The organism is Nostocoides japonicum T1-X7 (assembly GCF_001046855.1).
Classification (GTDB): domain Bacteria; phylum Actinomycetota; class Actinomycetes; order Actinomycetales; family Dermatophilaceae; genus Nostocoides; species Nostocoides japonicum.
Genome location: NZ_HF570958.1, coordinates 62,501 through 76,792, shown reverse-complemented (window position 1 = coordinate 76,792; position 14,292 = coordinate 62,501). Strand labels below are relative to the sequence as shown.

At 68.6% G+C, this 14,292-nt stretch carries 15 protein-coding genes; 7 read left to right on the top strand and 8 right to left on the bottom strand.

Annotated features, from left to right (window positions below; genetic code table 11):
* Positions 1-78 precede the first annotated feature (78 nt).
* The 3 genes from BN12_RS00365 to BN12_RS00355 all read right to left on the bottom strand — a co-directional run bounded on the left by BN12_RS00365 (position 79) and on the right by BN12_RS00355 (position 3,916).
* Complete coding sequence (locus tag BN12_RS00365) at positions 79-1,983, bottom strand: KAP family P-loop NTPase fold protein (RefSeq protein ID WP_200901109.1); 1,905 nt, start codon at positions 1,981-1,983, stop codon at positions 79-81.
* Positions 1,984-2,400: 417 nt separating this feature from the next.
* Positions 2,401-3,447, bottom strand: coding sequence for a tyrosine-type recombinase/integrase (locus tag BN12_RS00360; RefSeq protein ID WP_200901108.1), 1,047 nt, complete (start codon positions 3,445-3,447; stop codon positions 2,401-2,403).
* Positions 3,448-3,703: 256 nt separating this feature from the next.
* On the bottom strand, positions 3,704-3,916 hold the full coding sequence (locus BN12_RS00355) for a helix-turn-helix domain-containing protein (RefSeq protein WP_048555836.1): 213 nt from the start codon (positions 3,914-3,916) through the stop codon (positions 3,704-3,706).
* Between the two features lie 1,199 nt (positions 3,917-5,115).
* On the opposite strand from BN12_RS00355, the gene BN12_RS00345 reads away from it, so the two are divergent.
* The 3 genes from BN12_RS00345 to BN12_RS25705 are packed head-to-tail and all read left to right on the top strand — an operon-like array spanning position 5,116 to position 6,900.
* The gene (locus BN12_RS00345; protein ID WP_048555835.1) at positions 5,116-6,138 is read left to right on the top strand and encodes a helix-turn-helix domain-containing protein; all 1,023 of its coding nucleotides are present in this window, start codon (positions 5,116-5,118) and stop codon (positions 6,136-6,138) included.
* A 25-nt stretch (positions 6,139-6,163) separates the two neighbouring features.
* Positions 6,164-6,667 carry a hypothetical protein gene (locus BN12_RS00340; RefSeq protein ID WP_200901107.1) on the top strand — a complete coding sequence of 168 codons (504 nt, stop codon included), beginning with the start codon at positions 6,164-6,166 and terminating at the stop codon, positions 6,665-6,667.
* A 23-nt stretch (positions 6,668-6,690) separates the two neighbouring features.
* Positions 6,691-6,900 carry a hypothetical protein gene (locus BN12_RS25705; protein ID WP_200901106.1) on the top strand — a complete coding sequence of 70 codons (210 nt, stop codon included), beginning with the start codon at positions 6,691-6,693 and terminating at the stop codon, positions 6,898-6,900.
* 453 nt (positions 6,901-7,353) lie between these two features.
* Here BN12_RS25705 and BN12_RS24920 read toward each other — a convergent pair whose 3' ends face one another.
* Positions 7,354-7,512, bottom strand: coding sequence for a hypothetical protein (locus BN12_RS24920; RefSeq protein WP_162233002.1), 159 nt, complete (start codon positions 7,510-7,512; stop codon positions 7,354-7,356).
* Between the two features lie 9 nt (positions 7,513-7,521).
* Between BN12_RS24920 and BN12_RS24915 the strand changes: the two genes are divergently transcribed.
* The 4 genes from BN12_RS24915 (at position 7,522) to BN12_RS00320 (ending at position 10,378) form a co-directional block, all read left to right on the top strand.
* On the top strand, positions 7,522-7,698 hold the full coding sequence (locus BN12_RS24915) for a relaxase domain-containing protein (RefSeq protein ID WP_162233001.1): 177 nt from the start codon (positions 7,522-7,524) through the stop codon (positions 7,696-7,698).
* Between the two features lie 490 nt (positions 7,699-8,188).
* A complete protein-coding gene (locus tag BN12_RS00330; RefSeq protein WP_235432255.1) occupies positions 8,189-8,491 on the top strand; it encodes a helix-turn-helix domain-containing protein in 303 nt (100 codons plus the stop codon).
* A 41-nt stretch (positions 8,492-8,532) separates the two neighbouring features.
* Positions 8,533-9,741 (top strand): type II toxin-antitoxin system HipA family toxin, encoded by a 1,209-nt coding sequence (locus BN12_RS00325; RefSeq protein WP_235432254.1) that lies wholly within the window; start codon positions 8,533-8,535, stop codon positions 9,739-9,741.
* Positions 9,742-9,877: 136 nt separating this feature from the next.
* Entirely contained in the window at positions 9,878-10,378 is a 501-nt protein-coding gene (locus tag BN12_RS00320; RefSeq protein WP_053079913.1) for an ATP-binding domain-containing protein, read from the top strand.
* A 129-nt stretch (positions 10,379-10,507) separates the two neighbouring features.
* Here BN12_RS00320 and BN12_RS00315 read toward each other — a convergent pair whose 3' ends face one another.
* The 4 genes from BN12_RS00315 to BN12_RS00300 form a co-directional block, all read right to left on the bottom strand.
* Positions 10,508-10,939: a cupin domain-containing protein gene (locus BN12_RS00315; RefSeq protein WP_048549545.1), complete on the bottom strand. Its 432-nt coding sequence runs from the start codon at positions 10,937-10,939 to the stop codon at positions 10,508-10,510.
* A 33-nt stretch (positions 10,940-10,972) separates the two neighbouring features.
* Positions 10,973-11,275, bottom strand: a complete 303-nt coding sequence (locus BN12_RS00310) for a putative quinol monooxygenase (RefSeq protein WP_048549544.1) — start codon at positions 11,273-11,275, stop codon at positions 10,973-10,975.
* Positions 11,272-12,363, bottom strand: coding sequence for an Ldh family oxidoreductase (locus tag BN12_RS00305; RefSeq protein ID WP_048555832.1), 1,092 nt, complete (start codon positions 12,361-12,363; stop codon positions 11,272-11,274). The genes BN12_RS00310 and BN12_RS00305 overlap by 4 nt, the downstream gene beginning before the upstream one ends.
* Before the next feature lie 237 nt (positions 12,364-12,600).
* Positions 12,601-14,157, bottom strand: coding sequence for a DEAD/DEAH box helicase (locus tag BN12_RS00300; protein ID WP_235432520.1), 1,557 nt, complete (start codon positions 14,155-14,157; stop codon positions 12,601-12,603).
* Positions 14,158-14,292 lie beyond the last annotated feature (135 nt).

Genomic DNA, 14,292 nt, shown 5'->3' with positions numbered 1-14,292 from the left:
AACTCACCCGCGGGCGGGTCCAAGGGGATGTCGTCGACCCACGGCGGTATCAGGGCGACGGAGGCCGACGGCCCGCTGCTACTTTGCGATGTTCCCAATGCTGCTCCGTTCCGCGATCGCCCTCTTGACCGGCGCCTTGATGTCCTCGGAGTCCTTCCATGTGTCGAACACCATGGAGGACCACTCGTGCCCGGCGATCTTCGGGACCAAACTGGCGCTGATCTGGCTGTGCGGACGCTCGATCAGAAACCGGGCCAGCTTCTGGCCCCACGCAGCGTCGATACTTGCCATCGTCAGACACGCTTCCAGGATCTCCGGGGTGCCCCAGGACTGGACGGGCCGAGCGATGGCGAACATGCGGTCGAGAACGAACCCCTGTTCTGTAGCGGGAAGGTCCGCCAGCCTGTCCTTGAGTCGCACGGACTCGCGCGGGTGCTCGGTGAGCGCGGTGAGCAGCTCCGCGGCGGCTGCGGACAGCTTGTCCGACCCGGTGACGAGCGGTGCTTGTTCTCGGCCGACGTACAGCGCGCCGCGCAGGTCAATACTCGCTAGCTGGGGCTCCAACCCCAGCCAGTCCCGCACGAACTCCGTGTCCCAACCCTTCGGTAGCTCGGGTTCCGCGCCCGAGTTCACCGCCGCCTCCCACAGCCCGAGAAACACCGGACGACCCTCGGCCTCCTCGTTCACCTTGGTCGCGAGCTCGACGAAGACGGTCGGCTCAACCACGCGCTCGAACAGCAGCAACTTGGCCAGCACTGCCTCATCCACGTCGACGCCCTGTGCTCGGGCGATGGACATTCGGATTGACAGTGCGTTCAGGAAGCGCTTGATCAGCCGCGGGTTACCGACGATGTGGGTGGCGCCTGTCATGAGCGGTGCCAAGCGTTGGGCCGTCTCGAGCCTCGTCAGGAGAGCGGCCGGCAGCAAGTCGTCGACCTGCGTCACGAAGGCGTAGTCGACGCGCACACCCGTCCAGGACTTCCGCAGGCCCGCCGCGATCGCCGTCCGCAGGACATCCTTTCGGGCGGTGTCGAGGTCGGTGCTGTTGTCGATGAACAGCATCATCATGTAGGCGCGCACCTCTTGGATCCCGAGCGCTGGGACCTTGATGGGCACCTGGATGAGCTTGTCGAAGTAGTTCGTCACGAGCTCGTCGTCGTCGAGACCGCCGAAGTGCTTCTTGACGGCCCGCTTGATCATCTCGTCGTCCGCCGCGATGACGAAGGCAGTGTTCTGCAGGAACAGCAGCAGTCGGATCGCCTCGAGCGTGGAGATCGCCGTCTCAGGCAGGCAGCGGTCCAAGTCGTCGATCAGCACGACGAGTGTTACCCCGATCGCTTCGAGCGCCTCCTCGAAGCTGTCGCGCAGCGCCTGGATCTCCTTCGGCGGAGACGTGGCCAAAGCGGGCTTGAGCAGCCCCGCCCCCGCTGCGGCCAGGGCACCCCCGACGCCTTCGATCTGCTCACCGTCGGCCGTCCCATCGCGCACGTCGCGCACCACGTCGGCGATCTCGCCGCCGAGACCCATCGGCGGGATCCCCAGCGCCAAGGCCGCAGCAGGCAGGGCCGCGAGCTTCGCCAAGCGCAGCCATCTGACTCGGCGCATGAAGTCCTTGACCTTGTCGGTCCCGGACTTGCGCTCCTCGGCGGCGGCCTCCAACTTGGCAGCGATCACGTCGAGCAGAGCTGCGCGGGCGTCGTCGTACCCCTGGTACAGCCACGCATTGAACTCGACGAACACGAACTCCGTCGGATCATCCGCGGGGCGCTTCTCGTCGAGCGCCGCCCGAGTCAACTGGATCATCGTCGACTTGCCCACGCCCCATGCACCCGAAACACCAACGGAGATCGGGGCCCCGTGCGCCTGAAGAATGAACTCCGCGACGGTGTCCGCGACGCCCTGAAAGTTGAGCAGGTCTCGGTCGGTCTCGCTGTCGGACCACACGGCCTCGTGCACCTCGATCCTCGTGCGCTGCTCGCTCAACCGGGACATGAAACTAGGCTTGACCTCGTCGACCCAAGGGAAGTCTATAGAACCAGTTCGGCAGAGGGCGGCACGCATAGCGTGCCCCCAATGTTGGGTCGGACGGGGCTGACCCAAGTGACATCGCGGCCCCCGCCCAGGCGTGGCGCGAATCCGGCTGACGGAGGCGCTCTCAACCTATCCGCCCGGCCTTGCTTGCGTTCCAGACAACATCTACCTGAACGTCCGTCATCGCGACCTTCGCCACTTAGGTTCGACGACTGACCAGTCACCAGGGCCACGCCGCGACCGCGTTCTACTCCGGTTCAGCAGGTCGTACGGCTGCTGATTCGCCTCAAATGTCGGACCTATTTCATTGTGCCACAATGCTTCTGCTAGACCTCGTCGCTCTCTGCTGCGCCACGCCCGTCGGTCGTTCTAGTCGTCGGTGGGCTGGCCGGCGGGGGTGTTGTTGATGAGTTGTTCGAAGGTGATGGCAGCACCGCTGGCTTGGTCATCCAGCACGTGGGCGTACACGCGCAGGGTGACCGCGGGGTCGGTATGGCCGAGGCGGGCGGCCACGACGTGGACCGGGACGCCGGCCTTGAGCAGCAAGGTGGCGTGCAGGTGCCGCAGGTCGTGCAGCCGAATCACCGGCAGCAACGGCTTCCCAGCCGCCTGGAGGACGTCATTGTGCTGGCGCTGCAGCCTGGCCATCAACGCGGTCGGGGTGTCGGGGAACAAGGGGTCGCCGAGCTCTCGACGGAACACGTGCCCGTCCTGCACCCCAGGTCCGGCCCAGCAGGCCCCGGCGACGTCGCGTTCGGCCTCCTGCCGGCGTTGATGCTCAACCAGAACGGTCGCGGTTCCGGGGTCGATGCTGACCGTCCGTTCGCGCCCGCCCTTGGTGGTCCCTTCGACCCGGACCCCGTCGATGACCGACACGGTGCCCCGCAGCCGCAGGAACGCCCCCACACCCTTCCCGTCATCGTCACAGCCGGGTTCGCCGAGGTGGACGTCGGGCCAGCGCAGGTTCATCAGCTCGCCGCGGCGGGCACCGGTGTATGCCGCGAGCCGGAAGAACGCGTGCAGCCGGTGGGACCGCGTGACGTCCAAGAACGCGCTCAGGTCGGTCGCCGACCAGAGCACCACCGGCTCAGCCGGTGGCTTGCGGGGGCGTTTGGCCCGCTCGGCCGGGTTCGACGTCAGCAGCTGGTCTGTGCGCACGGCGTCCGCGAACGCCTTGTGCAGCACCGCGTGAACGTACTCCACCGTGCGGCCGGACAACGCCCGCCCGCCTCGGCCACCGCCGGCGAGCAGGTCCCGGTACAACCCGGACAGGTCGGCTGGGCGCAGGTCCTGCAGACGGCGTGCACCGATCCGCGGGGCCACGTACACCTCGATGAGGTGCGCGTACCCGGCCCGGGTGCGGGGCTTGACCTCCACGGCGTGCCCCTCCAACCAGCGATGCAGGTACTGCTCCACCGTCAGAGTGGACCGGTCGACCAACTCCCCTCGGGCCGAGGCGGCACGTGCCAAGTCCCGCGCCCGCTTCGCCGCTGCCTCCGTGGGGAAGCCGCCCACCCACCGCGGCTTGGACACCCCCGAACCGTTGGTGACCCGGATGACGTAGGACCACGTCGACCCCCGCCGGATGACCCCGTTGTGTAGCCTCGGCGCCCCCTTGCCCGAGCCATCGGGCGCGCCGCCGCGAGTGCCCGTCACGCTGCCCCCTCGCAGGTCATCTCGCGACCACAGCCTCGGCCAGCACCTCGGCGCTCACCCGCTCCAGCGAGTCGACGTACGCGGCGAGGTCGGCCCCGCGGACCCGTCGGGTGCTCCCGATCCGCACCGAAGGCAGTGTCCCGGACCGGACCAGCTCGTACACCTTCGTCCTCGACAGGCTCAGACACGCAGCGACATCCGACACCCGGTACAGCAGCTTCTCATCCATCACAACTCCCTCTCGGTTGCGGCGCCCGACCCTTGCTTGGCCGCCATGGTTCGATGTGTACATAAGCGCCCGCACCGTGCTCGGGTGGACACCAACCCACCCCCACGATCGCGAAGACCGCGCTCTCGCGGCGCCTGCTAACGGATCTGCTAACCAGGCCACGTCACGCCACGCACACCTCCGGCCACAACGGCCACTGTCAAGCACGGCACGCACCCCACCGGACGCGGCGAAACCCGCCGGGCCGAACTGAAAATCGGAAGGTCGGCGGTTCGACCCCGCCCCTGGCCACTCACAAGAGGTTGCCAAACGGGCTCTCACCCGCGGAAACATCGCTGTTCGTGGCACGACGAGGTCGGCCCGCATGCATGCGGTGACACTCCCCTCGCAGATCGGACGAGACGGCGATCAACAGGCGTGCCCGAGCCATCAGCACAGGGATGACCTGCGCAAACGTGCAGCCCACCGAGCCAGTACGGGCCCTCTGATAGGCGCGCGGGCCTGTGAACGCCCATGTCGTTGCACGACACGTTGCGCGAAGTCTCTCGATCGCAAGGACCTTCCGACTTCGCCGTCGGAGGGTCGGCACACGCCCCTGTCGAGGTCTGCCGTTCCGTGCGCGAGATCAGCGCGCCGAGGGTGGACACGAAGTTCGCGGAGCGGCACCGCTCGACGCTGGCCGGCTTCCTCGGCGTGCCATCGAGCACGGGAGGGTTTCTGGCCGGCTTGGGCTTGCGCACCAAGCCAGAGTCCGTTCGGGTCCGGATCGACCCCTGGGTGGGGCGGTCCGCCGGCTTGCCCTCTGCCCTGGTGAGCTTGTCGTGCGGGCGGGCGAGCTGCGCACGATCGACCTGGCCCCGCGACAGCCCGGCCTGAGGTGGGCTCAGCCCACCCGAGGCCGCCCTTTCGGGCCGCGGCTCGGCGAAGTCCATTGCTCTGCTGTCCCAACCCACCCGCAGCAGGACCGCCAGACACGCGTTTGGGCGACACCGCACGCACGCGAGTGGACGTCGGCCTGAGCCGACTCCCCAGGCCACCAGGGAGGCCGCCTCTTGCGTACGGACCGGCCGGATGAGCGGCCATTGACTCGATACTTTGAGTGGTCGCCCCACTGATCAACTTCTGGACAGTGGCCTACGGAGCCTAACGTTCGATGTTCGGTATTGACCGAACATCGAACAGCAGGAATGATGGAAAGCATGGACATCGGGGCCCTCGCGGTGGATGCCTTCGCCCAACTGGGCGTCGTGGCCCGTCCCGCAGGAGGCGATCACGATACGGGTGTCGACCTCGTCCTGGACCTGTGCACGGTCAAGACACCGGTGAAGCTCAAGCGGCAGTCCCTGGTCACCGAGGACTCCGCGCGGCGACTGTGCTCCCAGGTCCTGCCTACCCTGGCCACGGAAGTCGTTCTGCTGGTGGTGGCGGACCGCGTCACTGCGGACGCTGGCCGAGTCCTGACGAGCAACCACTCGGGTTATCTCGATCTGCGGGGCAGGCTGGTGCTCCACGCGCCCCACTTCATCATCGACACCCAAGTCGAGCCGGTGACCAAGCGGCCCGAGCGCTCAAGCGCCCTGTCGGGGCAGGTGGGGCTGGAGGTCGCGACCGCGCTGCTGATGGAGCCCAACCGATCGATAGCGGTGCGCGAGCTGGCCCGGCAGCTGCAGCGGTCGCCGAGCACTGTCTCGGAGGTGCTCAAGGCCCTGAGGGCGCAACGCCTCGTCGACGCAGACAACAGCGTCCTGGACTCGGGCTTGTTCTGGGAGGTCGCGGACCGCTGGCCCACAGTCCGTGTCCCTCTCGCGAGCCCACCTCTGGCTGGCGACGCGAGCAACACCGCGGCCCTGAAACTCGGACTCGAGGACCTGGACGCGCCCGGTTGGGCCCTGACGGACTCAGCGGCTGCGGCCGCCTACGGTGCACCAATCGCCTTCCGCACTGGACAGGTTCTCGACTTCTTCGTCCCCGACCAGTCCATCGTTCGCCGAGCCACGACCCTTCTCGGCGGCGTTGAACACGGCCGCCAAGCGAAGGCGACCATCCGGGTGGCCCCAGTGCCGGCCGCTGTCACCGGACGAGTTGACCTCCCAGCCAATCCCCTGGAGTGGCCTTTGACGCATCCGCTTTTCGTTGCACTCGACCTGGCCCAAGACACCGGGCGCGGGCGGGAGATCCTGGCCGCCTGGACGCCCGGGGGAAGGTGGACCCGTGTCTGGTAGCCGAGTCACCTTCGTCGGTGACGCCATGGCGGCAGTCGTTGCGGGCGTCATCGAAGTGAGGTCGCACATCGGGCAGCCTCCGGTCATCGTGGGCGGGCTCGCCGTGCTGTCACGACTGTCCACCCCGTACCGGGCGACCACCGACCTTGACGTGGTCGACCGAATGCGTTCCGGGCTGAGGCAGCTCGACGTTCTGCGAGCAGCCACGGACGCCAAGACGATCGAGCCCGCCGCCGTCGAACTGGCCACCCCGTACGGCCCGGTCAAGGTCGACGTCCTCGAAGTCCGGCAGGTGGAGATCGACCACCCGAGCGATGACCCTGGTGACCGCCTTCACGCCGCAGCGCACGCCTGGGCCAACGACACAGCGACCGACCTCACCATGGAGGTGATCCTGCCGGGCGGCGCAGCCATCGAGGTGACAGCGCCCGTTGCCGAACCAGGACCACTGGTCGCCATGAAGCTTCAGGCCGTCATGAACCGGTCGGTCGAAAAGCAGGCACCGACCTGCTCGACATCATCAGGCTGAGTCTCGACTCAGCCACCCGCCCAGTGGCGTTGGACCAGATCCGCGGCGTGGCCCCACAGGTGCGTCACGACATCGCGGAACACGTCGCCCTCTGGTTCGATCGCAAGCGGGACCAAGCCGTCATATGGGTGCAACGCGCCGGCGGCCACGACATCGTTCTCGACGACCTCGACTTTGTGGGTGAACTGCTCACCGATGCAGCCAAGGGTCCTTCGAGCCGCACACACCCTTGACGAACCGTCTGCGCCACAACCCCCACCCCAGCCAAGCCGTTGCACTGAGCGAGTCTGTTCGGGGGCTGGAGGGAAGCACGCTTGGACCCATCGGTGCCGTTTGCGCAACCCTTGCCCTGCGCAAACGATTGCTTGTACGGGGCAAGGATCGTGAAGAGGGGGCCTGGGTCCAGCAGCCAGGACTCGCGGCGCAGGATCTTCGGATCTGGCCAGACGCGCTGTTGGGCCTGTCAACTTCCCGACCGAGTAACCGAATTCAGGAGTTCACCCCCGCCAAGTTCGCCGGCGTGTTACTCGACACGTTCCTCAAATCATGGCGCGACGAAGGCGCGGGATCGAGCAGTTCGGCCAGCGAGCAGTCACCGAAGCTGTTGGCGTCTCCCCTGCAGGTTCTCCTCGTTGCACCCTCGATGAGATGCTCACGGACGGGAACATCCCGGTTCAGGAGGTGGCTCACCACTCGTCAGCCACCTCGTCCTGAATCTGCTGTTCGAGGTCATACAGATCCGCCGTGCGGATGGGGTCACCAAGAATCTCGCGAGCCGCCGACGTGAGCGCTTCGGCTTCCTCGTCGCTGATGAGGGTCTCGCCATAGTCCGGTTCGAGAGCCATCAAGCCTTAGTGCGCAACGACTCCACGAACTGCTCGACCTTCGTCGAGCGCACGTGGTCGGCCGGGACGACGCGTTGCTCTGTCATCGGGTTCGACCTGACCTTCTCCGCGCCGACGTCGGTCTCGGTCGCCCGGGCACTGGCCGACGCCACGCTGCAGGCTCGGATCCACGTCGCGCACCGGTGAGTCCGATCCGATGGGCGGCGCGATCGGACGACACGCCGACCTTGGGCAGGCTGCGCTCGACCTCGTCGAGGTTCGTCTGGGACTGCAGCGGCTGGAAGAGCTCGGCCTCGGCAAGCCAGATCCTGGTCGCAGCCCAGCAGGTAGAGATCAGCGAACAGGCACCGAGTGTGGCGACGGGGGCCGCTCACCGAGTGCTGATCGCCTGATCAGCGACCGTCTCATCGCCGACCCCCTGGGCAATGTCGTGCGGGGCGTCACGTCGACGCGTGGCCGAAGCCGCAGCAGCGCCCGGCCCTTGACGTGCATGGCAGCGGACCGAACGTGTCCGGGCGCTGGGTGTGGGCCCGCTGCCGCAGTCGATGGTCGAGCCGACGTCGGACGACGGAGGCGGCACAGGCAGACCTCGAGTAGACGATTACGGTTAGTACTCTAACCAACAAGCGGCATACATTGGTTACGATACTAGCCATTGGAGATAGTGAGGGGAGCTGTGCCGACGCGACCGCTGTCCAGCCGGGCCAGCCGTACCGCCCGCCAGCTCGGGGAGTACCTGACGACCTTCCGCCGCCTGCAGGGCCTGACGGCCGAGCAGGTCGCCGACCGCGCGGGTATCACCCGCACGACGCTGCGCAAGCTCGAGCACGGTGACGCGACCGTCGGTCTCGATGTGTTCTTGGAGGTATGCCGCGTCCTCGGCGTCCTGAACTTCGTCCTGGATGGGATGAACCCCTACGAGACGGCCCTCGGACAGTCGCTGGCCGAGCGGAACCTGCCGAAGCGCGTGCGCCGGTGAACCGGACCGCAGACGTCTACCTCGACGGGTGGGGGCATCCGGTGCTGGTCGGCCGCGCCTACTTCGCCACCAATCCACGCGGGGTGTCCACGACCTTCCGTTACGACGACGCCTACCTGGCCGACCGTAACGCGTTCGCGCTGGATCCGGCGCTGCCGCTGTTCGCGGGCCAGCACGCCGTCGCCGACGGTCTGCCCTACAGCTTCACCGACTGCGCCCCCGACCGGTGGGGCCGCAACCTGATGCGGCTCCACGCGCTCGACGTCGCGGCCGGCCGCACGCGGCGTGAGGTGACCGATGTCGACTTCCTCCTCGGCGTCAGCGATCACACCAGGCACGGCGCACTGCGGTTCACCGATCCCGACAGCGGCCCGGCCGGCCCATTTCTGGCCGGCGACCCTGACGTGCCGAAGCTGCTGGAGCTGCCTCGACTGCTGCACGCCGCCGAGCAGGTCGATCTGAGCGACGGAGACGACCTGAGCGCGGTCAAGGAACTGCTGGAGGCCGGCACCGGGTCCCTGGGCGGCGCCCGACCCAAGGCGTCGGTGCGTGACGGCGACCGACTGCTGATCGCCAAGTTCGCCAGTCCTCGCGACGCGTGGGACGTCATCGCCTGGGAGAAGACCGCGCTGGACCTGGCCGAGCGGGCCGGGATCGAGGTCCCGCGCCGCCGGCTGCACCGCATCCACGGCAAAGCCGTCCTGCTGCTGGACAGGTTCGACCGCACCGACCGTGGAGCGCGAATCCCGTATGTATCGGCCATGACCCTGCTCACCACTCGCGACGGCGCCAGCGACGCCGACTACGTCGACCTCGCCGAGGCCCTGAGCGAGCAGGGCGCGATCACCGTCAAGGCGGACCTGGTCGAACTCTGGCGGCGCGTGGCGTTCTCGGTCGCCGTCCACAACACCGACGACCACCTGCGCAACCACGGCTTCCTGCGAGGCACGGCAGGGTGGACCCCTTCGCCGATGTTCGACGTCAACCCCAACCCCGACGTCGCCACCCAGCGACTGACCGGGATCGGCACCGCGCATGCGCGTGACGAGGAACTTGACGGACTGATGTCGTCGGCCGCCACCTTCGGGCTCACCGACCACCGCGCAAGGCTGCTCCTGCACGACGTTGCCGCCGCGACCAGCGAGTGGCGGCAGACGGCCACCCGTAATGGCATCGACGACCGGGAGCAATCCCTCATGACAGACGCCTTCGACGGCCTGCGACCCGCCATCGCATCGCTCGACTCCTGACCCCCGGCCAAGCGACGACCCGGCCCGGACAACTGGTCATCGTCAGCGAGCCTCCAGCTTCCTCTACGTCCACACGGACGAGAACCAGCGGATCTTCGCTCGGTTCGGCCGCCCGCCCGTCGAGCTCGTCCCCCTCGTGCTCGACCACAATCTCCGCAACACCCGCCAGATCGCCGACGTCTTCGCGCCACTGACACCGATGCGTATGCGGGCGCTCGGCGGCGATGGTCCCGCCGTCACCGTCGTGCCGTGCTCTCCGGAGGAGGCCCTCGAGACGGCCGACGACCAAGTCGAGGAGCTCGTCGGGGAGGGCTGGCGCCCTGAGCATGTCGCCCTCATCACGACCGGACGGCGCCACCCGGAGCAGAGGGTGCTGCAGGACAGCGTGGGCCAGCAGGGCTACTGGGACACCTTCTGGGACACCGACCTCGTCTTCTACGGCCACGTCCTCGGATGCAAGGGGCTGGAGCGCAAGGCCGTCGTCCTCTGCGTCAACGAGTCCGAGCCCCAGGAGCGGTCCCGCGAGATGCTGTATGTCGGTCTGTCCCGCGCGACCGATCGGCTCGTCGTCGTCGGCGATCCGGAGGTCATCAGGGCGATGGGCGGCCTCGACGTCGCGAGCCGGCTCGGCATCTGAGCCGGCCTCCAACCACGGCAGCTCGCGCTGGGCCGCGAGCACCCCCGGTCCACGAGTGCGGAGGCCTGCTCGTCGTCGGGCCGAACCCCGTGGAGGGCTCGATGGAGCGACGGGTGGAGCGCGCAGGGCTCACCTGTCTCGTGCTCCCTTGTCGCGCTCGGAGAGGTGCTCGAAGGTCTCACCGGTCTCGGTGACGGTGCGGGTGACGTACCGGCCGCCATAGACCCAATAGATGCGCATGACGCCCTCACCACGATTGAAGAACCGGTGCGGGGTTCCCGCTGGCACCCAGGTGGCATCACCCACCTCCAGGTCGACGTAGTCCTCCCCGATCTGCGCGGTCGCCTCGCCCTCGAGGATGAGGACCGTCTCCTCGACGTTGTGGCTGTGCAGCGGCAGCCCGCGGCCTACCTGGAAGACGGTTTGACCGGTCGTGACGAGGTTCTGCTCGGAGTTCCACCTCCCGACATAGGGAATGGTGGCCACGCCGCCGCCGCGGTCGAACGGCTCGACCTCGGAGGGGCGGATGAGCAGGCTGGGCGGGTCGAGCTGACGGCGCATAGGAGGGGCTCCGACGGGTTGATGGGGCTCTGATCAGGCGTGATGGAACAACTGGTCGGCCAAGCAGTTGACCTGCGAACCAGGAACGAGGTACCTCTCAGCCGCCTCGCGCCAGGCCGTAAAGTGGGGGGCTGCCCGATGCGCGGCGACGGCGGCCTCGTCGGCATACAGCTCGTAGAAGAAGAAGTGGTGATCGTCGACCTGGTCGCACACGACGTCGAAGTACAGGCAGCCCGGCTCATCGCCGAACGAGGTCCGGGCGTTCTGCTCGATGGCGGACAGGAACTCCGCTCGAGACCCCGGCTGAACCTGGACCGAGACCACCAGGGCGATCATGCGCTCTCCCCCGACGTCACGCCCTGAGTCGCGGCCACAGCCCCGGGAAGCGGGACACCGGTCCGATCCGCCAGCACGGTCATCGACTGCCAGGTCCGATCCACCACGCGAACTCCTTCAGTGCCATGACGGGCGGCAGCCCGATCCTCGATCTCTCCGGGGAAGAAGATCTCATCGACCCCGGCGGCGGTCGGCACGGACTTCACCTCGTCGACGAGGCGCTCCATCCGGGAGTCGAAGAGCTCCGCATCCGACATCGCGGCGATGTCGATCGTCAGCAGGAGGTGCCCGACCCCGCTGCGCCGGTCGGGGACGTAGGGCCCGACGACGTCGGAGCCGAAGCCGCTTCCGGTCAGGACGCCGGCAAGGACGTCCATCATGAAGGAGATGATGTAGCCCTTGTGCCCGGCCATCGGGAGGATCAGGCCGTCGATGGCGGCGACGGGATCGGTGGTCGCGACACCGTCGGCGCTGGCGGCCCACCCCTCCGGGATCCGCGTACCCGTCTCCCTGGCGTGGTAGATCTTGCCGCGGGCGACCGCCGTGTTGGCGATGTCCAGAACCGCGATGCCGTACCGTCCGGCCGGCGCCGCGATCGACCAGGGGTTGGTCCCGATGACCTTCTCCCGACCTCCCCACGGCGCCATGGCAGGGCTCGCGTTCGTGGCGAGGATGGCGACACAGCCCTGCTCGGCCACCTGCCGGGTGAAGTAGGCGGCGGTCCCGAAGTGACCCGAGTTGCGGACGGCGACCGCGCTGACACCATGGGCCTTCGCGCGCTCGACCCCGATGTCACAGGCACGCTGCGTCAGCACCTGGCCCAGGCCGTCGTGCCCGTCGAGCACGAGCAGCGCGCCCGAGTCGGTGACAACGCTCTCCGAGGTCCGTGCCGCCGTGGAACCTGCTCGTATCCGGTCCAGGTACCACGGAAGGCGGAGCATCCCGTGCGACGCGTGGCCCCAGAGCTCCGCCGTGACCAGCGTGTCGGCGAGCAGATCAGCATCCTCGACCGGAACGCCGTGCCCCTGCGCCGTCTGCGATGCGAAGCGACGCAGCTCGCCGGCACTGACGACTCTCGGACCGACCATCACCGTATTGTGCTCCTGGAGCTCGACCACCTTCTCCTCGATGGTCGCGATGCTCGCGGCGCTCCCTCGTCATGCTCCGATCGACGTGGTCGAGGCCAGGTGGCGACACCGACAGCCCGTGTCGTCCGCGCCGGCGTGCTGGTGCTGACGACTATGCACCGGACCTCGTGGGGAACGCGGTCGGCGCCAGGACTCGGGCCGGCTTCCCCACAAGCGGGCCACGTGGCCGGCGGCCGGTCAGCGACGGCCCGAGGAGAAGGAGGCGGCGCTGTGCGAGGTGGCGGCAACGGGGCGATCCGCCGCCCCACGTCCGCTGCCGCGACGGCGGCGCCCACCCGCTGCCGGTTGCCCGGTCGACGACGACTGGCCCGTCATCTGACGCGACGGACGCGGGGACCGCGAGGACTCCTCGACGGGGCGACCCGGCCCGCTGGCCGTGCGACCCGGCCCGCTGGCCGTGCGACCCTGGCCGCCGCCGGAGCGACCGCCACGGCGTCCTCGGCCACGCCCTGATCCGGATGCGGAGCGGGCACCGGCACTGGAGGTCGCATTCGACCGTATGCCGGCGCTCGCCGCGCCGGACGCGGAGCCCGGCTGCTCCGGCGACAGGTCGAGCCCGCCGGGCAGGCTCCGCTCGCCCGGCGCGAGCTCCGCGAGTACCGTGTGCGTGGCTCCGTGGACGCGGGTCGTCGTCGGCCTGATCCCGGCAGCCCGGGTCAGGTCGCGGACGTCGTGCGCCTGGTCGCTCGTCATGAGCGTGACGACGGTGCCCGAGTTCCCCGCGCGGGCGGTGCGGCCGGCGCGATGGAGGTATGCCTTGTGCTCGACCGGCGGGTCCGCGTGGACGACGAGCGAGACGTCGTCGACGTGGATGCCGCGCGCCGCGATATCGGTCGCGACGAGGGCTGCGGCCTGGCCCGCCTGGAACGCGGCGAGGTTGCGGGTGCGCGCGTTCTGACCGAGGTTGCCGTGCAGCTCGACGGCCGGAACCCCGCTGCGGTTGAGCTGACGGGACAGCGCCTTGGCGCCGTGCTTGGTCCGGGTGAAGACGACGGTCCGGCCCGGCGCGCTGGCGAGGTCCACGAGGATCGCGAGCCGGTGGTCACGATCGATGTGCAGCACGTGGTGGCTCATCGCCGAGACGGGTGACTGGGCCGAGTCGGCCTGGTGGACAACAGGATCGACGAGGTACTGCTTGACGAGGGTGTCGACCGACCGGTCGAGCGTCGCCGAGAAGAGCATCCGCTGGCCACCCTTCGGCGTGCGCCCGAGGATCCGGCGCACGGCGGGCAGGAAGCCGAGGTCGGCCATGTGGTCCGCCTCGTCGAGGACGGTGATCCGGACGTCGTCGAGGGTGCAGTGCCCCTGCGACATGAGGTCCTCCAGACGTCCCGGGCAGGCGATGACGATGTCGACGCCCTTGCGGAGCGCGGCGACCTGAGGGTTCTGCCCGACGCCGCCGAAGACGGTGCGGGTCGTCAGCCCCGCGACAGAGGCGAGCGGTGCGAGCGACGCCTCGATCTGGCCGACGAGCTCGCGCGTCGGCGCGAGGATCAGGGCGCGTGGCGCGCGGGACCGGGCGCGAGGGCCGTCGGACAGCCGCGCCACGAGGGGCAGGAGGAAGGCATACGTCTTGCCGGAGCCGGTCCGGCCGCGGCCGAGCACGTCGCGCCCGGCGAGCGCGTCCGGCAGCGAGGCGGTCTGGATGGGGGTGGGAGTGTCGATGCCGAGACCGGCAAGGATGGTGGACAGGCGTGCGGGCACGCCGAGGGTTTCGAACGAAGACAAGGGAATTCACAATCCGTGAGGCATCTCGCCGGCAGCCGGTCCGAGGCTTCGGGCGGCTTCACACGGAGCAGGCGGGCCTGCTGCGACGTGCGGACAGCTCGTGACGAGAAGGGCGACGAGCCGATGCGTCGAGGATACCCG

Excerpts from the sequence above, each read along its gene's own strand:
- BN12_RS00355 (WP_048555836.1), bottom strand. The coding sequence starts at position 3,916 with ATGGATGAGAAGCTGCTGTACCGGGTGTCGGATGTCGCTGCGTGTCTG.
- BN12_RS00345 (WP_048555835.1), top strand. The coding sequence starts at position 5,116 with ATGGACATCGGGGCCCTCGCGGTGGATGCCTTCGCCCAACTGGGCGTC.
- BN12_RS00340 (WP_200901107.1), top strand. The coding sequence starts at position 6,164 with ATGGCGGCAGTCGTTGCGGGCGTCATCGAAGTGAGGTCGCACATCGGG.
- BN12_RS24920 (WP_162233002.1), bottom strand. The coding sequence starts at position 7,512 with ATGGCTCTCGAACCGGACTATGGCGAGACCCTCATCAGCGACGAGGAA.
- BN12_RS00315 (WP_048549545.1), bottom strand. The coding sequence starts at position 10,939 with ATGCGCCGTCAGCTCGACCCGCCCAGCCTGCTCATCCGCCCCTCCGAG.
- BN12_RS00310 (WP_048549544.1), bottom strand. The coding sequence starts at position 11,275 with ATGATCGCCCTGGTGGTCTCGGTCCAGGTTCAGCCGGGGTCTCGAGCG.
- BN12_RS00305 (WP_048555832.1), bottom strand. The coding sequence starts at position 12,363 with ATGGTCGGTCCGAGAGTCGTCAGTGCCGGCGAGCTGCGTCGCTTCGCA.